The sequence below is a fragment of the Candidatus Symbiothrix dinenymphae genome (assembly GCF_001431085.1).
The window spans coordinates 16252-34968 of record NZ_BBRU01000112.1 but is presented as its reverse complement, the minus strand read 5'-3'; the positions used below and the strand labels follow the sequence as shown (position 1 = coordinate 34968).

21 protein-coding genes are annotated in these 18717 nt (G+C 46.0%); 14 read left to right on the top strand and 7 right to left on the bottom strand.

Annotated features, from left to right (window positions below):
* Positions 1–87: 87 nt before the first annotated feature.
* Positions 88–1308: an HD domain-containing protein gene (locus tag ASC50_RS01875; protein ID WP_055430653.1), complete on the top strand. Its 1221-nt coding sequence runs from the start codon at positions 88–90 to the stop codon at positions 1306–1308.
* Between the two features lie 26 nt (positions 1309–1334).
* Here ASC50_RS01875 and ASC50_RS01870 read toward each other — a convergent pair whose 3' ends face one another.
* The 3 genes from ASC50_RS01870 to ASC50_RS01860 form a co-directional block, all read right to left on the bottom strand.
* Positions 1335–2153 (bottom strand): leucine-rich repeat domain-containing protein, encoded by an 819-nt coding sequence (locus ASC50_RS01870; protein WP_055430654.1) that lies wholly within the window; start codon positions 2151–2153, stop codon positions 1335–1337.
* Between the two features lie 320 nt (positions 2154–2473).
* Complete coding sequence (locus ASC50_RS01865; RefSeq protein WP_055430655.1) at positions 2474–3820, bottom strand: TolC family protein; 1347 nt, start codon at positions 3818–3820, stop codon at positions 2474–2476.
* 34 nt (positions 3821–3854) lie between these two features.
* Entirely contained in the window at positions 3855–4472 is a 618-nt protein-coding gene (locus ASC50_RS01860; RefSeq protein WP_055430656.1) for a TetR/AcrR family transcriptional regulator, read from the bottom strand.
* A gap of 165 nt (positions 4473–4637) precedes the next feature.
* Here ASC50_RS01860 and ASC50_RS01855 point away from each other — a divergent pair, with 165 nt between their 5' ends.
* From ASC50_RS01855 to ASC50_RS01845, 3 genes are read left to right on the top strand one after another with little or no spacing between them, the layout of a single operon-like run.
* The gene (locus ASC50_RS01855) at positions 4638–5771 is read left to right on the top strand and encodes a PDDEXK nuclease domain-containing protein (RefSeq protein WP_055430657.1); all 1134 of its coding nucleotides are present in this window, start codon (positions 4638–4640) and stop codon (positions 5769–5771) included.
* Positions 5772–5778: 7 nt separating this feature from the next.
* Positions 5779–6573 carry a thymidylate synthase gene (locus tag ASC50_RS01850; protein ID WP_055430658.1) on the top strand — a complete coding sequence of 265 codons (795 nt, stop codon included), beginning with the start codon at positions 5779–5781 and terminating at the stop codon, positions 6571–6573.
* Positions 6574–6616: 43 nt separating this feature from the next.
* Positions 6617–7768, top strand: coding sequence for a TlpA disulfide reductase family protein (locus tag ASC50_RS01845; protein WP_055430659.1), 1152 nt, complete (start codon positions 6617–6619; stop codon positions 7766–7768).
* A gap of 29 nt (positions 7769–7797) precedes the next feature.
* Here the strand turns inward: ASC50_RS01845 and ASC50_RS01840 are convergent, their stop codons facing one another.
* Both ASC50_RS01840 and ASC50_RS01835 read right to left on the bottom strand, forming a co-directional pair.
* A complete protein-coding gene (locus ASC50_RS01840; RefSeq protein ID WP_055430660.1) occupies positions 7798–8418 on the bottom strand; it encodes a cytidylate kinase-like family protein in 621 nt (206 codons plus the stop codon).
* An 18-nt stretch (positions 8419–8436) separates the two neighbouring features.
* On the bottom strand, positions 8437–9783 hold the full coding sequence (locus ASC50_RS01835) for an MATE family efflux transporter (RefSeq protein ID WP_055430661.1): 1347 nt from the start codon (positions 9781–9783) through the stop codon (positions 8437–8439).
* Positions 9784–9910: 127 nt separating this feature from the next.
* On the opposite strand from ASC50_RS01835, the gene ASC50_RS07050 reads away from it, so the two are divergent.
* The 10 genes from ASC50_RS07050 to ASC50_RS07440 all read left to right on the top strand — a co-directional run bounded on the left by ASC50_RS07050 (position 9911) and on the right by ASC50_RS07440 (position 16405).
* A complete protein-coding gene (locus tag ASC50_RS07050; protein ID WP_158648272.1) occupies positions 9911–10261 on the top strand; it encodes a nitroreductase family protein in 351 nt (116 codons plus the stop codon).
* Entirely contained in the window at positions 10171–10533 is a 363-nt protein-coding gene (locus tag ASC50_RS01825) for a nitroreductase family protein (protein WP_226995327.1), read from the top strand. The genes ASC50_RS07050 and ASC50_RS01825 overlap by 91 nt, the downstream gene beginning before the upstream one ends.
* A gap of 204 nt (positions 10534–10737) precedes the next feature.
* The gene (locus ASC50_RS01820) at positions 10738–12060 is read left to right on the top strand and encodes an ATP-binding protein (protein WP_055430664.1); all 1323 of its coding nucleotides are present in this window, start codon (positions 10738–10740) and stop codon (positions 12058–12060) included.
* 117 nt (positions 12061–12177) lie between these two features.
* Positions 12178–12699 carry a hypothetical protein gene (locus ASC50_RS01815; RefSeq protein WP_055430665.1) on the top strand — a complete coding sequence of 174 codons (522 nt, stop codon included), beginning with the start codon at positions 12178–12180 and terminating at the stop codon, positions 12697–12699.
* 174 nt (positions 12700–12873) lie between these two features.
* Positions 12874–13074: a hypothetical protein gene (locus tag ASC50_RS01810; protein ID WP_193391176.1), complete on the top strand. Its 201-nt coding sequence runs from the start codon at positions 12874–12876 to the stop codon at positions 13072–13074.
* Between the two features lie 137 nt (positions 13075–13211).
* Positions 13212–14300 carry an alpha/beta hydrolase family protein gene (locus ASC50_RS01805; protein ID WP_055430667.1) on the top strand — a complete coding sequence of 363 codons (1089 nt, stop codon included), beginning with the start codon at positions 13212–13214 and terminating at the stop codon, positions 14298–14300.
* 20 nt (positions 14301–14320) lie between these two features.
* Positions 14321–15001 (top strand): porin family protein, encoded by a 681-nt coding sequence (locus tag ASC50_RS01800; protein ID WP_055430668.1) that lies wholly within the window; start codon positions 14321–14323, stop codon positions 14999–15001.
* Between the two features lie 84 nt (positions 15002–15085).
* Positions 15086–15724, top strand: coding sequence for an AAA family ATPase (locus ASC50_RS08690; protein ID WP_055430669.1), 639 nt, complete (start codon positions 15086–15088; stop codon positions 15722–15724).
* An 11-nt stretch (positions 15725–15735) separates the two neighbouring features.
* Entirely contained in the window at positions 15736–16233 is a 498-nt protein-coding gene (locus ASC50_RS08685; RefSeq protein ID WP_055430670.1) for a P-loop NTPase family protein, read from the top strand.
* The gene (locus ASC50_RS07440) at positions 16220–16405 is read left to right on the top strand and encodes a PD-(D/E)XK nuclease domain-containing protein (protein WP_226995328.1); all 186 of its coding nucleotides are present in this window, start codon (positions 16220–16222) and stop codon (positions 16403–16405) included. Before ASC50_RS08685 ends, ASC50_RS07440 begins: the two co-directional genes overlap by 14 nt.
* An 18-nt stretch (positions 16406–16423) precedes the next feature.
* Here the strand turns inward: ASC50_RS07440 and ASC50_RS01785 are convergent, their stop codons facing one another.
* Complete coding sequence (locus ASC50_RS01785; RefSeq protein ID WP_055430671.1) at positions 16424–17803, bottom strand: S-adenosylmethionine:tRNA ribosyltransferase-isomerase; 1380 nt, start codon at positions 17801–17803, stop codon at positions 16424–16426.
* The gene (gene dapF, locus ASC50_RS01780) at positions 17797–18633 is read right to left on the bottom strand and encodes a diaminopimelate epimerase (protein ID WP_055430672.1); all 837 of its coding nucleotides are present in this window, start codon (positions 18631–18633) and stop codon (positions 17797–17799) included. Before dapF ends, ASC50_RS01785 begins: the two co-directional genes overlap by 7 nt.
* Positions 18634–18717: the final 84 nt, after the last annotated feature.

Below are 18717 nucleotides of genomic sequence, written 5' to 3'. Positions count from 1 at the left end.
CCCGCCAATTCGACGAAACTGCTTACAAGGAAGCCCGAAAATTGCAGGAAGAAATGGAGGTCTATTTACGTAAATTCCCCAAAAATCATGCGTAAAATAATCAACGACCCCGTTTTTGGGTTTATCAACATCCCTAACGACTTTGTTTACAGCATCATTCAGCACCCCTATTTTCAGCGACTGACACGCATTAAACAGTTGGGAGTCATCCACTTAGTCTATCCGGGCGCGCAACACACGCGCATGTCGCATTCCCTTGGCGCGATGCACCTGATGAGCGAAGCCATCTCGCAACTGCGCTCCAAAGACCACGTCATCACGCCCGAAGAGGAAGATGCTGCGTTGGCGTGTATCCTGATGCACGATTTGGGGCACGGACCGTTCTCTCACGTGCTGGAAGACACTTTGGTGACGGAGATTTCGCACGAAGAAATTTCGCTGATGCTGATGGAAAAGATGAATGACACATTGGGCGGACAACTCTCCACCGCCATCGCGATTTTCAAAAATGAATATCCCAAACGCTTTTTGCACCAGTTGGTTAGCGGGCAGTTGGATGTTGACCGGCTCGATTATCTGCGCCGCGACAGTTTTTTCACCGGCGTTACCGAAGGCAATATCGGCTCGGCACGCATCATTAAGATGCTCAATATCCACGACGACCGCCTCGTGGTGGAAGTTAAGGGCATTTATTCCATCGAAAATTTCCTTATGGCACGCCGCCTGATGTATTGGCAGGTCTATTTGCACAAAACTGCCCTCGCAGCAGAACGAATGTTGATAAACGTGCTGAAGCGCGCCCAAGAATTGACATGTCATTGCGGGCTTGACAACCTATTTGCATCCCCTGCCTTGCAATATTTTTTGCACAATAAGGTGGACAAGCACACCTTTTTGACCGACCCTGAGGCATTGGAACATTTTGCCAATTTGGACGACAACGATATTTGGTCGGCTCTGAAAGTGTGGTCGCAACACGAGGATAAGGTGCTGTCGCTGTTGAGTTTAGGACTGCTTAACCGCCGCTTGTTCAAGATTGAAGTGGAGTTGCAACCATTTTCGCCCGAATACATCGCCGAAAAACGCCAACAATTGGCAGAGAAACATAACCTGTCGCCCGAAGAACTCGATTACTTGGTAGCCTCCAACGAAATCACATCCAATATGTACAACGAAGCAGACGACAGCATTGACATTCTGTACAAAAACGGCACCACCAAAAACATTGCCGAAGCCTCCGATATGCTCAACATCCAACTGCTCTCCAAAAAAGTCAAAAAATACTATTTGTGCTTTTTACGGAGTTAGGCAGAATTGGAGGTTGATACATCACATCATCGAGCCACAATGTTTCCGAAATCTTTCCATACTTCGGCAGCACGGTAAGCTTCTACCGCTTCAGCAGGCACATAGAGGGTGAGTTTGCCTATGGATACCCCACTGAATACATTACCTGCGATGGTCTGCGGCACAGGATTCCGGTTGGCTACGCTTGTTAGCCCGCGGCACATAAAAAACGCCCGCTCGCCAATGTCGGTAACACTACCGGGAATGGTAACAGAGCGAAGCCCGCTGCAATCGGAAAAAGTGGCAGACCCAATGCCAATAACCCCGTCAGGAATGGTCACAGAGACCAATTTGCTGCCGACAAAAGCATCATTCGCGATGTGGACAACGCCGGCGGGAATGGAAAACAGCGAGTCTTGTTTTCCCACAGGATAGAGCAGCAACGCATCCTGAAAGTAGTTGTAAAGCACCCCATCAACCGAGCGATATTGCAGATTTGCAACAGCTACATTGATAGCAGTCAGCGCATTACATCCCGAAAACGCCCAACTCCCAACGTTGGTAACACTACCGGGAATAGTGACGGAGGTGAGCGCACTGAAATCGTTAAAAGCACCCCACCCGATGCTGATAACACCCTCCTTGACGACCACCTTCTTAATAGCAGCACTCGAAGCAGACCATGGTGGGGTTTTGTCGCCCACATAATCGTCCATTGCCGCAGACCCACTAATAGTGAGGGTGCCGCCACTCAGTTTTGCGGTAACATCGGCTGGCGTTTCGCTGCCAACGTTCCACGTCTCTGCAAACGCTGTGCTGAAAGCGAACAGCGCAATTGCCGACAAATAAATCTTTTTTGTTTTCATACCTGTACTTTTTTTTTATAACAAAATATTTTATAGTAAATTTCGGCTGCAAAGATATGAAATAATTATGAAATATCAATTATCATTTATCAGCTATTTCAGGGCAAACGCATCTTAATTTATGTTAAATAAAACAGAAGTCGCGCTACAACTACTCCAAACGGGGTTAAATTTGAAAGGAACCGGCTCAAGAGTACTTTGTCATGGCGGGAGTACTTTGTCATGGTGGGCTTGACCCGCCATCCCCTGAGAAGGAACCTAATGTTGCGCAACCTCGCAGTCGCTATGGTACCGAGCACGCACGCTGTGTGTTGCCTCTGCTACAATCCCAAAGTCTTATCCAAATCAGCCTTCGCCGTCAAATAGTCGGATATGGCTTGCTGATATGACAGGTTTGATTGTGTCATTGCCACCGCGGCATTTTGCAATTCGAGCATAGTACCCATACCTGTTTCGTAGCGTTTTGCAGAAATTTCATACGCCTTTTGCGAGAGCGTAACGGCTTTTTTTGCTGCGTCCATTTGCTTTGTTGCTTTGTTCATGTTGTCGCGCGAAGTGAGAGCCGCCACAGTTAGTTGATTTTCAGCATAATCGCGCTGTATTTGCAACTCCTGAGCCTGTATTTTTAGTTGTCTGTCTTTGTGATAATTGGTAACGTGCAAAATGGGTACGCTCAATTGCAATCCAACTATAAAGCCCTGTCCGAACCATTCTGTGTGTGCCGGCTGAACTCCCGCCTGAGGATTGAACAAGCTGGCTGCTGCTTTATCCGATTGACCGGCATAAGTGTATTGACCAAAAGCCGCCAATGTGGGCATCCATTGTGTTTGCTGTATTCCCAATGCCTTTTTCGTTTGCAGATATTGAATATCCAACTGTTTCAAATCGGTGTTGTTGCTCAATTCAATGTCGCGGTTGGCGTTCAGTCCGAAAACATCGTTTTCAAAATCGGCAAGACTGCCTTGTACGAGCAATTCTACTGACATTTCCACGCCCATCAACACTTTTAAATATAACTTTGCCTGTTCAATGCCATTTTCAACCTGCAACAAATTAGGCTGCAAATTGGTCATCTGCACCTCTGCCGAAACGCAATCATACTCGGCGACTACTCCTGCCTCAAAGCGTTTTTTGGCTTGCTTGTAATTTTCCTCGGCAAGCGCATAGCCGTCTTGCAGCACTTTGTAGGAATCTTGCGCCAGCAGAATGCCGTAATAAGCCTTCGTTACATCGTTGCGCAACGTGATTTTCGAGGCACGCGCCTTTTCTACGGCTAATTGCATGTCCAAATTGCTCATCTGAATTGATTTCCACAACGCCGGCACCACAAGAGGCAATGACAACTGCAATCCAACCGAAGCAGTCCAGTCGGTTGGCAAGTCGATTACCATTCCGGCTAAAGCCATCGTTGCCGGCGATAAATATTTACCATATTGCGCCGTACCGTCCACCGTAGGCAACAATCCATACCAGGCCGCCTTTTTGGAATAATCCACCCGCACCAATTCATGGTCGGCAATCTTAATCGTAGGGCTTTCGCTGAGCGCAATTTCGAGGGCTTTGTCTAAGTTCACCTCTAACTTTTGATTTTGTGCCTCCATCGTAGGAAGCCCCAGCGTCATTACTAACGCCATCACAATCATCTTTTTTTCTAAAACTAATTTCATTTTATTTTATAATTATTGTTATTTGTATTTCTTGTTACATTGCTTTTTCTTTCAATTGCTCCATTGTTTCGTCAATCAGTTGATAGCCTTGCGGCGTAGCCATGCCGCGCAGAAAATTGAGAATACTCATACGGGCAAATTCATTGTGCGCAAAGCGGTCGGTTGGCAAAAAATCATCAATCATCAAACTCCGAAACTGACATTTTACAAGCCACAAACACACTTCCATATTGATGTCGTCGCGAATAAACCCTTCATCAATGCCTCGTTGAACCAATGGGATGAAAATGTCCACGCGATTGTAATGCTGTTGCTCCGCCGCCAAATAAATATGGTGGTAATGCTTTTTCAAATCGTAGACAAATGCCTTACAGACCTGATTGGAGTCGCTCAAAAGTTTGGCGTACATCTTCATCATAATGGTAATTATATTTTCCGAACTACTAATGATACGCTGTAATTCATCTTCGGCGTGCATACTGTGCATCTCCATACATGCCGCCAGAAGGTCTTCCTTGTTCTTGAATTGTTCATAAAGCGTCCGCTTCGATATGCCCAAGTGATTGGCTATATCGTCCATCGTCATGCTCTTAATCCCGTGTCTCAAAAACAAATGACGCGCTTCATCAATAATTCTATACCGTAATTCCATTTCGGCGACAAAGGTACAATAAAACTTTTGAAACTACCAAAGTTTTTTGGTTTTTACTATGTTAAAAAAGCGTAAAAGAGTTATGAGTTATGAATTATGAGTTATGAGTTATGAATTAAATACTACCTTTGCGGGTGGATTAAATAACAAAATGATATATATAATATGGAAGGGATAATCAAAAACAGTGATTACAGGCAGTGGTTGGGCGAATTAAAAATGCGCATCCGCCAAAGCCAAATTAAGGCTGCCATTCGAGTAAATACCGAATTGTTGCAACTTTATTGGGATTTAGGATGCGATATAGTTGTGCGACAACTGGATGCGGTGTGGGGAAGTGGAGTTATCAAGCAACTAAGTGCTGATTTGCGGTCAGAATTTCCGGATATGCACGGCTTTTCGGAAACGAATTTAGGGTATGCCAAGAAGTTTTATCTGTTTTATAGTCAGGACAATCTAATTTTCCCACAACTTGTGGAAAAATTAGATGATGCAAAATTGACCCAAGTTGGTGTGCAATGTGCTGAACAACAAGAAATTATAATTTCCCAGCAAGTTGCTGGGAAATTAGAAACTCACCCAATTTTCCAAATTCCATGGGGGCATCACATGGTAATTATCACCAAATGCAATTCTGTCAAAGAAGCCCTCTTTTATGTGCGGAAAACTTTGGAAAACGGTTGGAGCCGTGCTATGTTGATGAATTTTATGGAGACCGGATTGTATAAATCGCAGGGGAAGGCTCTTAATAATTTTTCGCGGTGCTTGCCTGCGGTACAGAGCGATTTGGCTGCGGAAATTCTGAAAAACCCACACAATCTTGATTTTTTGGCTCTGACTGAAGGCTATAAAGAGCGGGAATTGGAGAATGCTTTGACTGCCAACATCATCAAATTTTTGTTGGAACTGGGGCAAGGATTTTCATTTGTGGGCAGGCAAGTTTTGCTCAAGGCGGGCACGAAAGACCTGTTTATTGATATGCTGTTTTATCATCTCAAATTGCGGTGCTATGTGGTGGTAGAATTGAAAGCCTGCGAATTTGAGTCCGCGTTTATTGGGCAATTGGGCACCTATGTGGCGGCGGTCAATCATCAAATGCGCGATGCTGCTGATAACGACACCATTGGATTGTTGATTTGCAAAAACAAGGACGATGTCTTGGCGCAATATGCGTTGGAGGGTAGCAGCCAGCCCATCGGCGTTTCCGAATACGAATTGTCGAAACTATTGTCGGAAAAATTTAAATCGACATTGCCCAGCATTAAAGAAATAGAAACTCAATTACAAACGACTAATTAAAAAAACAATGAAAGCATATTTAGATTTATTGCAACGGGTTATCAATGAGGGTGTTTCTAAGGACGACCGCACGGGGACGGGTACGCTGAGCGTGTTTGGGCATCAGATGCGGTTCAATCTGGCGGACGGGTTTCCGCTGATGACTACCAAAAAGTTGCATCTGAAATCCATCATCTACGAATTGCTGTGGTTTTTGAAGGGCGACACCAATATTCAATATCTGAACGACCATGGCGTGCGGATTTGGAACGAGTGGGCGGATGCGACCGGCGATTTGGGACCCATCTACGGCTATCAATGGCGGTCGTGGCCCGATTATGCGGGCGGACACATCGACCAGATTTCTGAAATTATCGACACCCTCAAAAGCAATCCCGATTCGCGCCGCATGATTGTCAGCGCGTGGAATGTGGGTGCCATTCCACAGATGAAACTGCCGCCCTGCCACTGTTTTTTTCAATTTTATGTGGCGGAAGGCAGGCTTTCGCTGCAACTCTATCAGCGGAGTGCCGATATTTTTCTCGGCGTACCATTTAATATAGCATCTTACGCATTGCTTTTGCAGATGGTGGCGCAGGTTACAGGATTGCAGGCGGGCGATTTCATTCACACGCTGGGCGATGCGCATATCTACAAAAACCACCTCGAACAAGTCAATCTGCAACTCTCCCGCGAGCCACGCCCCTTGCCAACGATGCGTATCAACCCCGCTGTGAAAAGCATTTTTGATTTTCAATTTGAAGACTTTGAATTGCTGAATTACGACCCGCACCCGCATATTAAAGGTGAGGTGGCGGTGTAATGAAAATATTGCTAACTTTGCACACAAAATAACACAATATAATATGGTACGAAAATTTGGTTCAGGTTTGCTTTGGGTGTCGCTTTCTTTGGGTGTTTTTTCTTGTGGCGAAGAGCCGCAGTTTACGATTAGCGGCACAATCGGCGGCACGAGTGGCGGGATGGTCTATTTGGAGAATGTGGGGGTGTCGCGTGTCACGCTTTTGGACTCGGCGCAGTTGAAAAAAGGCACTTTCTCGCTGAGGCATCATCGCCCCGATGCGCCGGATTTTTATCGCTTGCGGTTTGGAAAACAGCTGATTAACTTGGCAATCGACAGCACGGAAACTATCGTTGTGACGGCTGATTCTGCCCGTTTTGCGCGGGATTACACGCTCGCCGGTGATGCCGCCGAGAACTTGAAAATCAAGGAATTAACGCTCTTGCAGTTGGAAGCGGCGCAGCGTTATCACGCGTTGCAGAAGCAATACGATGGCGGTGCCGTTTCGTTGGACGATTATTATGCGGGTGTGAATGCTTTGTCGAAGGACTACAAAACGCGGGCGCAGGGCTATATAGTGGCAAATTTCGGCTCAACGGCGGCTTATTTTGCTCTGTTTCAACAAATTGACGGACAAATGATTTTTGATATTTACAACCCGCACGACAGCAAACTGTTTGGTGCCGTTGCCAATACATGGAACACGACCTGCCCCGATGCGCCGCGCACCACCCAATTGAAGACCTGGTATGCACAATCGCGGGCTGCATTGCGACCCAACAAAACGCCCGTAGAGGTAGCTGAAACGGACACAAAAACCTATTTCGACATCACGCTGCCCGGAACAGCCGGACAAGCAATCACCCTCTCGCAAACAGCGCAAGGGCAAGTCAAACTGATTGACTTCACAGCCTATTCAATGGACGGCTCCCCCGCGCACAACCGCCAATTAGCCGATTTGTACAGCAAACATCGCACCAAAGGATTGGAAATTTATCAAATTTCGCTCGATTCCGACACCCACTTCTGGCACAATGCAGCCGCCAACCTGCCCTGGATTTGTGTACACGACGAGCAATCCATCTATTCGCCCACCGCCAAAAAATACAATGTAACGCAAATCCCAACCATGTTCCTAATCAACAGGCAAGGCGAAATAGCAGAGCGCATTGATGATGTGCAACAGCTGGCAGGGTTGCTGGCGAAGTATCTTTGAAAAATTTGTGGAGGCATGTTGCCTTGTTATCATAATTTTGATGCGGTTGCCCTGACCTCTACCTGCTTGATAATGATGCCAATAACATCCTCTTCGCTGAACACGGAGGAGTTGATGCAGAGGTCGTAGGAGGCTGCCATCCCCCATGTTTTGTTGCTGAAATAGTTGTAGTAGGCGGCGCGTTTCCGGTCGATTTCTTCGATGAGAGCCTCCGCTTTTTCTTTGGATATGCCTTGGTCGTGGCTGATGCGGTTGATGCGGTCTTCGGTGTTGGCGGTGATGAAAATTTTGAGGCACTGCGGGTGGTCTCGCAGGATATAGTCGGCACAGCGACCGACGAAGATGCCTGATTTTTCGGCTAATTTGCGGATGACATCGCTTTGTATCTTAAACAGCATTTCGTTGGACAGGTAATTGCCCGAATTGTCACCCATAAAGCCGGAACGGAAGCCAAAGAGGTTGCCCAGAAAACTGTGGCTGCCCTTTTCGTCGATTTTCTCGAAAAATTCCTTGCCCAAGCCGCTCTCCGCAGCCGCGAGTTCGATTAACTCCTTCTCGTAGCAGGGGATGCCCAAGCGTTCCGAGAGCAGTCCGCCAATCATTTTGCCGCCACTCCCCAACTGTCGCCCGATAGTAATTATATAGCTCATAATAGATATTTTTAATTTTTAATTCGTATGACTTCTAAATTCCGTCCAAAGCAACACGCCTGCCAGCACCACCGAGAAGGCATCGGAGATGAACATACTTTCCCATACTCCCGTTACTCCCAGATAGTTAGGCAGTATCAAAAGTATTGGTATGAGGATGAGCACTTGGCGCGACATTGCCAGGATGATTGACTTTTTCGGCTTGCCAATGCTCTGGAAAAATGCCGAGCAGACCATCTGAAAGCCGATAAGCGGGTAAATCGCGAACACCCAGCGCAAACCTGTCACGGCGATGTTCACAAGGTTTTCTTCGGTCGTGAAAATGGAGGCGACGGCGTGCGGAAAGAGTTCTACAAGGACTGTGCCGGCGGTCATAATCAGCGTGGCGTAGAAAATAGACTTTTTCAACACCTCCGTCACGCGGTCGTAGAGCTTGGCACCATAGTTGTAGCCCGCGATGGGTTGCATCCCCTGATTCAGCCCCATCACAATCATAATGAACAGAAACGCCACCCGATTGACGATGCCGTATGCACCCACCGCCAAGTCGCCACCGTGCCTGAGCAACTGCTGATTGATGATAATGATAATCAGGCAACTCGCGGCATTCATCAAAAAAGGAGCCATCCCGATAGAAAACGAGTCGGAAACAATCTGCCGTTTCAGTTTGTAAATACCTCGTTTCCAATGGATAAAGTAGTTTTTATCATTGAACGTATGAACCAACCATCCGAGCACAATCACCTGCGAAATGATAGTAGCAATGGCAGCCCCCCGAATGCCCCACCCGAAGCCGAAAATGAACAGCGGATTGAGCACAATATTGATGAGCACGGTATAAATTGTCGCCATCATCGCCCGTTGCGGATTGCCCGCCGAACGCAGTAAAGAGTTGAGTCCGAAGTACATGTGTGTAAATACATTCCCAAGCAAGATGACGAGCATAAAGTCGTAGGAATAATGCAGCGTTTCGTGGCTGGCACCGAAAAAGAGCAAAATCGGCTCAAGAAAAGGGATGGTGGTAAGCGAAATGAGCACCCCCATAATGAGATTGAGCGAGAAGACATTGCCCAAAATGTGGTTGGCAGTCTCATAGTCCTTCTGCCCCATCCGAATAGAGAGCAACGTGGAGGCACCCACGCCCACCAGAGAGCCAAAAGCGGCAGCCAGATTCATCAGCGGAAAGGTAATCGCCAAGCCCGACAGTGCAAGCGGACCAACGCCGTGACCGATAAAAATACTGTCGGTGATATTGTAAAGCGAAGAAGCAGTCATCGCAATAATCGCCGGTATGGCATACTGCTTCAAGAGTTTCCCGATACTTTCCGTCCCCAAAGAGATGGGGGCACTTTCAATTTTTTTCATCGTGCAAAGGTACGGATTTTTTTGCAATTTTATTTTTTCGGCTTTTGCCAAAAACGTTAATTGCGGGATTTTTTGTACTTTTGCAGCAAAAAATCAACCGCCCGAAAGGGCAAAAAGAGTAAAAAACATGAACATTCAAACAAGCATTCAACACCGCCGTTCTGTGCGGACTTACACGGGCGAACCGTTAAAAACAGAGCATATCTCTGCAATTAAGCATTTTATTGCAGCACTCCGACCGCTTTATGATACAAAGGTGCGAATAGAAATGTTGGGCGTTTTAGACAGCAACAGCCCTGTAAAACTTGGCACTTATGGGAAAATAGCGGGTGCAAAACACTTTCTTGCGTATCGCCTGTGGGCTATGCGGCTGAAAAACAGCGATTTTTGGAGCGGCTTGTCAATGTTGATAAATTTCACGACACGCGAAAGCCATTCGGCGAATTGTTTTTTAATCAAACGTTCGACACCCCATTAACAGAAGCAACAGCCGACATTTATGCAGTTCCGCTGGCAATGGTGCGTTTAGCACCTTCGGGACACAATCGTCAAGAGTGGCGCGTAGTAAAAGAAAATGACGTTTTGCATTTCTACAAAACACCTTCTCCAACTGCCTCTATCGACACAGGCATTGCGCTCTGCCATTTTGTAGAGACGTGTAAAGAATTGAATATAAACGGCAAATTAGATTTTTTATCAAAAATTTCTGAAAATGATTTACAATATGTGGTTTCGTGGGTGAATGGCTGAATAGCTGAATAGCTGAATAGCAATAAAATCATAGCAAGGGGCAAGCATTCGTCGTGCTCAAAAGCACGGAGGTGGCGGGCGCAAACAAGGTACTGTGAAAGTAAGATTTGCAGGGGCATATTGTTGGTACAAATAGTTGATTGTTAATTCCGATAAAAGTTGTACCTTTGCCAAAAATTTGCACGACATAAAAAACAAAATTATATGCCCGAACAACAAAACATAGAATATAAGTCCTCATGGCACGACGACTACCTCAAATGGGTCTGCGGCTTTGCCAATGCACAAGGTGGACGGATTTATATCGGCAAGGATGATGACGGGAATGTCATTGGCGTGGAAGATTCCAAACGCTTGATGGACGACATTCCCAACAAAATCAAAAACCTGATGGGAATTACCGCCGAAGTCAATCTTTTGCAGGAAGATGAAAAGCAGTTTATTGAAGTTATCGTACAGCCCTATTCTGTACCGATTTCTTTGCGCGGCAGGTACTACTACCGTAGCGGAAGCGTGAAACAGGAATTGACAGGAGCAGCCCTGAACGAGTTTCTACTCAAACGCGCCGGTTATACTTGGGATGATGTGATTGAAACCCGTGCCTCGTTTGCTGATATTGACGAAGCAACAATAAGAAAGTATTTGCGGAAAGCCGAAGAAGCAGGTCGTTTGCCTGATATTGACGGACTTTCTACGCCCGAATTGTTGGAAAAACTTCGTTTGGCGGAAAACGGACAACTCAAACGTGCTGCAATCGTTTTGTTCGGCAAAGACCCCGGACGGTTTTACCCGAACACTTTTGTGAAAATCGGCAAATTTGAAGACGATGATTTTACTATTCGGTTTCAGGAAACAGAAGAAGGCAATATCATTCAAGTGTTGGATAAAGTGTTACGCACACTTGATTACAAGTTTTTGATACGCAATATTTCGTTTGAAGGAATGAATCGCATTGAAACGCTTGAATATCCTGTGCCTGCGCTTCGTGAAATGCTGTTAAACGCTCTTATCCACCGTAATTATATGGGTGCGCCTACGCAAATCAGAGTGTATGACAAGAAACTTACGGCTTGGAATCACGGCACGCTGCCCGAAGGCATAACGCTTGACAGACTGACAAAATCCCATTCTTCCTATCCCCGAAACCCGATACTTGCAGGAGCGTGTTTTCTTGGCGGTTACATTGATTCGTGGGGTAGTGGCATAATGAAAATAGTCAATTCCTGCAAAGCGGTCGGACTGCCTGCGCCGATAATGGAAGAAGACGGTGGTGGTTTTATTGTCAAACTTTTCAAAGACCGCTTTTCAGAAGAAGAATTGCAGACATTGGGCTTGAATGAGAGGCAAATAAAAGCGGTTTTATATGTTAAAGAGAAAAGAAAAATAACGAATAGCGAGTATCAAGAGTTAAATGAGGTTTCAAAACGTACTGCAACAAATGAATTAACAGAATTGTCAGATAGTCACCAAATTTTACGAAATATAGGACATGGTGCCGGCAGTTATTTTGAAATAATTGGGCAATAATTGGGCAATTACAAGTTCGGAATATGCAGAGAAATCATAAAAATAACTCCTAACTCCTAACTCCTAACTCCTAACTTTTTTTTCGTACCTTTGCACCCACAAAGCAATCTCAAAAAGATGAAACAAATATCTTTTTTCTTGGCGTATGTATGCGTAGGGTTGAGCTTCAGCCTTAATATGGCGGCTCAGACGGCTGTTCCTGTGTTGCAGTTTAAGGCTTCGCCTGCTATTGCGGTGTTTAAGCCTGTTTTGCTGGACACTACGGATGTGAATCGGAAGGCGTTTGAGGACAAAAACCTGCTTCAGACGTCTGTTGATGCCGATGTGGTGCGTAAAAGTCAAAGCATTTTGACGGCGGCGGCGGATAGCGTTTTGACATTGCCGACTGTTGCACACTACACTGCGCAGTTGCTGGCGTTTAATGTGGATGCCGACCGCTATTGCAAGGCGGAACTCATTGTTACGGCGACAGATATGCTGGAGGTGTATGTCAATGGCACTCATGAAAAAGCGTTGCTGATGCAGTATGAGGCGGATTATACCAAACGTCCCTTTTTCGTGAACACGCTTTACGAACTGGATTTGAAGACATTGCAACTCGACACCCTCCTGACTTTGACAATGCGTCACCCAAATTGAAGTTAAGCGTACGAGAACCCCATATTTGAATCAAAAAATAATTTTTAGGGCATTTATGCGATTCTCAGACGCTCAAAATGCCTTGCGTCACCCAAGTGTTAAAGTCAGGAAGACGGTGGTGGTTTTATTGTCAAACTTTTCAAAGACCGCTTTTCAGAAGAAGAATTGCAGACATTGGGCTTGAATGAGAGGCAAATAAAAGCGGTTTTATATGTTAAAGAGAAAAGAAAAATAACGAATAGCGAGTATCAAGAGTTAAATGAGGTTTCAAAACGTACTGCAACAAATGAATTAACAGAATTGTCAGATAGTCACCAAATTTTACGAAATATAGGACATGGTGCCGGCAGTTATTTTGAAATAATTGGGCAATAATTGGGCAAATTGGGCAATAATTGGGCAATTACAAGTTCGGAATATGCAGAGAAATCATAAAAATAACTCCTAACTCCTAACTCCTAACTCCTAACTTTTTTTTCGTACCTTTGCACCCACAAAGCAATCTCAAAAAGATGAAACAAATATCTTTTTTCTTGGCGTATGTATGCGTAGGGTTGAGCTTCAGCCTTAATATGGCGGCTCAGACGGCTGTTCCTGTGTTGCAGTTTAAGGCTTCGCCTGCTATTGCGGTGTTTAAGCCTGTTTTGCTGGACACTACGGATGTGAATCGGAAGGCGTTTGAGGACAAAAACCTGCTTCAGACGTCTGTCGATGCCGATGTGGTGCGCAAAAGTCAAAGCATTTTGACTGCGGCGGCGGATAGCGTTTTGACATTGCCGACTGTTGCACACTACACTGCGCAGTTGCTGGCGTTTAATGTGGATGCCGACCGCTATTGCAAGGCGGAACTCACTGTTACGGCGACAGATATGCTGGAGGTGTATGTCAATGGCACTCATGAAAAAGCGTTGCTGATGCAGTATGAGGAGGATTATACCAAACGTCCCTTTTCCGTGAACACGCTTTACGAACTGGATTTGAAGACATTGCAACTCGACACCCTCTTGCGTGATGCTTTTATGAGTGGTGCCGATTATTCGCCCGACCGGAAAGAAATTTTGCTCACGGGTGCGGCAGCGGCATTTAATAAACTTGGCGAAAACCTGCAAACAGAGCCAATTTCCAACGATTACGACACGCAGGCGTATATATACAACTTGCAAACCAAACAGAAAACGAAGATTTACACGCAGCCGGACTTGCCGGAAGATGTGATTTTATCGTTCCAAGTATCTGAAACACAGCCGATTGCATTGTTCAGAGGCGAAAAAGCCACCAATGCCTATCGCCTTTACAGCTACGATTTGAAAAGCAAAAAATCCTCCTTGCTGGAAGACCCATTTGCTGAACAATTGAACGAATTAACATTGTCGCCCGTCACCGCTTGGAATTTCACCGCGCAGGACGGCACCACGATTGAGGGACGCTACCTATTGCCGCCCAATTTCGACCCCGCCCAAAAATACCCGCTGATTGTCAATTATTATGGTGGCACATCGCCCACGTCCCGCAACTTTGAATCATCCTATCCGTTGCAGTGCTACGCCCGCCGGCTAAAAGCCCAGCCCCAATGGTGGGAAGCACTATACCCTGAGCGTTAATTTTTCAAGGTAATGTCCCAATGAAGAAAAGCAAAATCACAACAATCCTCACAATCCTCATCTTACTGGTAACCGGTAACTGGTCACCGGTAACTGCCCAGGACTTTCAACCGGAGTGGAACTTTGGCGTGAACGGCGGCGTGACGTTCACCGAGATGCGCTTCCACCCCACCGTGCCGCAAACTTATTTGCAACAATACGAGGGCGGAGTCACGTTTCGCTACATTTCAGAGCCAAGGTTTGGCCTTCAAGCCGAGCTCAACTATTCCATGCGCGGCTGGAAAGAAAAAGTGGACACGGCAGCCTATTTTTTCAATAACTATTCCCGCTCGTTAGCGTATCTCGAATTTCCGCTGCTGACACATATCTATTTTAAAACGAGCAAAAACACGCGAATTATCATCCACATCGGTCCGCAGTTGAGCTATTTTTTGTCAGAAAAAGTCTTGGAAAACATCCCAGACCCCAATTCGCGCGGCGATTATGAATATTACGACCTGAAAGTGGAAAACAAGTGGGACTACGGCATAGCAGGCGGCGCGGGGTTTGAACTGCGCACAGGTATAGGCAAATTTGTGCTCGAAGGTCGCTATTATTTCGGCTTGTCCGACACATTTGGCAACGTACGGACGGAAGGCGACTACTTTGAAAGTTCAGGCAATCAGGTGATTGGAGTGAAAATGACGTATTTTATGAAATAGCGAACCGATATTGCCTATTGCTGTCCGGTAGGGACAAAATGAAATAATTTTTGTACCTTTGTCGGCATACAACATCAAAAAAAAATGAACAATAACACGAATATTCGCCGCCGTAAGATGCCGATTGGCATCCAGGCTTTTGATAAGATGGTGCTGGAGGATTGGGTCTATGTTGATAAAACGGCACTGGTTTATGAATTGGCACATGATGCTACCCACAATTTTCTCTCCCGCCCGCGCCGGTTTGGGAAGAGTTTGCTCGTTTCCACGCTTGCTGCCTATTTTCGCGGAGATAAAAAGCTGTTCAAAGGGTTGGCGATGGAAAAATTGGAGTCGGAATGGGTGAAATATCCGGTGTTTATTTTTGATTTTGTGATTGATACTTACAGCGATAATGTGGCGCAGGTGGAGTCTTTTCTGAATAGCAAACTCTCTAATTTAGAGGCAATATGGGGCAAAGGAGAAAATGAAGAATCGTTTGGACAACGATTTGAAGGACTAATAAAACGAGCGTCCAAGCAAAACGGCAAAAATGTTGTTATTCTGATTGATGAATATGACCGAGCGTTGACACAAACGATGGACAAACCCGAACTAAATCAGCAAGTAAGAGATGTTCTCAAAGGTTTTTTCTCTGTGTTGAAAGGTGCCGACCAATATATCCGCTTCGCTCTGTTAACGGGTGTAACCAAATTTTCCAAGGTTCAGACCTTAATCAGCTGAGTGACATCTCGTTGCAGGAAAAATATGATGCCATTTGCGGCATTACTCAAGAAGAATTGGAAACTAATTTTGAGCCGGAAATTCAAAACTTAGCACGGGCAACGGGACTTTCATACGAGAAAACGCTCGAAAAGATGAAGGATGAATATAATGGCTACCACTTTCATCGAAGTGGAACAAGTGTATATAATCCATTCAGTACTGTAAATGTTTTAGCAAAAGGAGAATTTGGCGGTTATTGGTACGAAACCGGCACGCCCACATTTCTTGTCAACGAATTGGTGCAAAACAAGTTCGACATTTTGGACTTTGAAAAAGGGATTGCAATTTCAGCCGCCGCCATCAATGATTATCGACGAGAAAGTGGAAATCTAACGCCGATGCTCTTTCAAACAGGCTATCTTACGATTAAGAGTTATAGCGAAAGTGCTCATTTTTATATATTGGGTTTTCCAAATGGTGAGGCTCGCCGTGAATTTTTGAAATTACCAATAAATCTACATCTTTGAATTTAAAGTCACCTCAGGGGGCACTGTTGATGAGGCTCTCGCCCAAATCGAAGAAAAGGGCTATGCAAAGCCCTTTGAAACTAATCCCGATGAAAAACGCGAGATTGTGAAGGTGGGGGTGGTGTTTGACACTGCGGCTCGTAATGTCAAGGAGTGGAAGGTGGCTGAGTAGCAGCAAAAAGGCAATAAATTAGCATCTCAACAGCAGCGAGCTATCCCCATAACTGAGAAATCGAAAATCATTGGCGAGCGCATAGTCATAAATCTCGCGCCAATGGTTGCCGCCCGTGAATGCTGCAATCAGCAGCAGTAGCGTGCTTTTTGGCTGGTGAAAATTGGTGATGATGCCGTTGACGATTTTAAATTTGTAGCCGGGTGCAATTAGGATGCGGGTGTGGGTGGTGAGGATGTTGATTTTTTGCAGGGTCATATAATCCAGCACATTTTGTAATGCCTTGCAAGTGGGCAATTGGTCAGGGGATTGCGGGTCAAGCCCGCAATGACGATTGCGGGCAGGGGATTGCGGGTCAAGCCCGCAATGACGGTGGTCAGGGGATTTGGCGTAGGGAGTCCACTGCGTGACAGCCAATTCGTTGGGTGTGGCGTTTGGATTTTTTTCGAGGGTGGCACCTATGTAATAGAGGCTTTCGAGGGTGCGGACGGAGGTGGTGCCTACGGCTATGACTTGTCCGGCGTGTTTCAGCAGTTTTTCGATGGTTGTTTTTTTTACTGTGATGCACTCGGCGTGCATTTCGTGGTCGGCTAAACGGTTGGTTTTGACGGGTTTGAATGTGCCTGCGCCCACGTGCAAGGTTAATTCTTCCAAGTTGATTTGCTTCTTTTTTAGTGATTCCAGCACTGCGGCGGTGAAATGCAAACCGGCGGTGGGGGCTGCTACGGAGCCTTTTATTTTTGAATAAATTGTTTGGTATGTCACCTTGTCGCGCTCCTCCGTGGGGCGATTGAGGTAGGGTGGGATGGGCAGTTCGCCAAATTTTTCCAGAATGTCGGCAAAACTCCAATCGGAACGGGCGGCAGGGGTGTTCCAATCGGAATAGTACCATTCAAAACGGACGAGGTGTGTATCGCCATAGTTGGCGATGCGTTCGGCAGTAAATGTCAGATTATCAATTTGTTGTGTCAATTTTTCATCTTTCCAGCGTTTGGAATTTCCCACCATGCAGAGCCACGTACACGAGCGCGTTTGCACAAAAGCCTGTGCATAATCCGAAGGCTCCTCAGGCTCCAAGCAAAAAATCTCAATCGCCGCACCGGTAGCCTTCCGAAACACCATCCGAGCCTGAATCACCTTAGTATTATTGAACACCAACAGCGCACCCGCAGGCAAAAAATCCCCAACACAAGCAAAAGTACTCTCCGAAATAACCGGCAACCGGTAATTGGTAACTGCTAACTGGTAACTGCTAACTGGTAACTGGTAACTGCTAACCGGTAACTGAAAAACGAGCAACTTACTCCGGTCGCGCTGCGACAGCGGAAATTTAGCAATCCGCTCATCAGGCAAATCATAGTTAAATTCCTCAATATCAATATCTTGTGCGTTCACCATTCAATTTCTCCGGAAAAGACCTCCACAGCGGGACCTGTCATAAACACGTGATTGTTTTCGGCGTTCCATTCCAATTCCAAATCGCCCCCCAGCAGCGCGATGGTGGCTTTGCGCTCTAAGCGACCTGTCAGCACGGCGGCTACCAATGTGGCGCAGGCTCCGGTGCCACAGGCTTGTGTTTCGCCGCTACCGCGTTCCCACACGCGCATTTTTGCGAGGGTAGGGGAGATGATTTCGACAAATTCCGTGTTGGTTTTTTCGGGAAACATGGGGTGATTTTCGATTTTGCGCCCGATTCGCTCAATGTCCAACGTGCTGAATTTGCTTTTCGTGAAAATCACCGCGTGAGGATTGCCCATAGAAACGGCTGTGACGGAGAATTTTTCCGGCTGAAAATCAATTATCCGGTTGATGAGTTGTGCCTCCGACCATGTGACGGGCACTTTTTCTGCCTCCAAGATTGGTTCGCCCATATCGACCGTAACCGTATCCACTTTGCCGTTTTTGGGGTATAATTTCAGGATTTTCACGCCGCCATTGGTTTCCAGCGAGATGGTTTCTTTTGTTGTTAAACCCCTGTCATATACATACTTAGCGATGCAGCGGGTGGCATTGCCGCACATCTGGGCTTCCGAGCCGTCGGCGTTGAACATCCGCATCCGAAAATCACACGTTTCGGAGGGCAAAATCAGCACCAACCCATCCGAGCCGATGCCCTTGTGGCGGTCGCTAATGAAGATAGAAAACTCTTCGGGGCGTGCAACATCTTCCGTGAAGCCATTGACATACACATAGTCATTGCCGACTCCGTGCATTTTTGTAAATTTCATAACACTGAATAATTGAAATAAGCGGGCAAAATTACAAAAAAAAACTCATAACTCATAAAAAAATCCTACCTTTGTACCCGCATA

Excerpts from the sequence above, each read along its gene's own strand:
- ASC50_RS01870 (WP_055430654.1), bottom strand. The coding sequence starts at position 2,153 with ATGAAAACAAAAAAGATTTATTTGTCGGCAATTGCGCTGTTCGCTTTC.
- ASC50_RS01865 (WP_055430655.1), bottom strand. The coding sequence starts at position 3,820 with ATGAAATTAGTTTTAGAAAAAAAGATGATTGTGATGGCGTTAGTAATG.
- ASC50_RS08690 (WP_055430669.1), top strand. The coding sequence starts at position 15,086 with ATGAACAATAACACGAATATTCGCCGCCGTAAGATGCCGATTGGCATC.
- ASC50_RS01835 (WP_055430661.1), bottom strand. The coding sequence starts at position 9,783 with ATGAAAAAAATTGAAAGTGCCCCCATCTCTTTGGGGACGGAAAGTATC.
- ASC50_RS01855 (WP_055430657.1), top strand. The coding sequence starts at position 4,638 with ATGGAAGGGATAATCAAAAACAGTGATTACAGGCAGTGGTTGGGCGAA.
- ASC50_RS01860 (WP_055430656.1), bottom strand. The coding sequence starts at position 4,472 with ATGGAATTACGGTATAGAATTATTGATGAAGCGCGTCATTTGTTTTTG.
- ASC50_RS01800 (WP_055430668.1), top strand. The coding sequence starts at position 14,321 with ATGAAGAAAAGCAAAATCACAACAATCCTCACAATCCTCATCTTACTG.
- ASC50_RS07050 (WP_158648272.1), top strand. The coding sequence starts at position 9,911 with ATGAACATTCAAACAAGCATTCAACACCGCCGTTCTGTGCGGACTTAC.
- dapF (WP_055430672.1), bottom strand. The coding sequence starts at position 18,633 with ATGAAATTTACAAAAATGCACGGAGTCGGCAATGACTATGTGTATGTC.
- ASC50_RS01850 (WP_055430658.1), top strand. The coding sequence starts at position 5,779 with ATGAAAGCATATTTAGATTTATTGCAACGGGTTATCAATGAGGGTGTT.
- ASC50_RS01840 (WP_055430660.1), bottom strand. The coding sequence starts at position 8,418 with ATGAGCTATATAATTACTATCGGGCGACAGTTGGGGAGTGGCGGCAAA.
- ASC50_RS01845 (WP_055430659.1), top strand. The coding sequence starts at position 6,617 with ATGGTACGAAAATTTGGTTCAGGTTTGCTTTGGGTGTCGCTTTCTTTG.
- ASC50_RS01815 (WP_055430665.1), top strand. The coding sequence starts at position 12,178 with ATGAAACAAATATCTTTTTTCTTGGCGTATGTATGCGTAGGGTTGAGC.
- ASC50_RS01820 (WP_055430664.1), top strand. The coding sequence starts at position 10,738 with ATGCCCGAACAACAAAACATAGAATATAAGTCCTCATGGCACGACGAC.
- ASC50_RS01785 (WP_055430671.1), bottom strand. The coding sequence starts at position 17,803 with ATGGTGAACGCACAAGATATTGATATTGAGGAATTTAACTATGATTTG.
- ASC50_RS01875 (WP_055430653.1), top strand. The coding sequence starts at position 88 with ATGCGTAAAATAATCAACGACCCCGTTTTTGGGTTTATCAACATCCCT.
- ASC50_RS01805 (WP_055430667.1), top strand. The coding sequence starts at position 13,212 with ATGAAACAAATATCTTTTTTCTTGGCGTATGTATGCGTAGGGTTGAGC.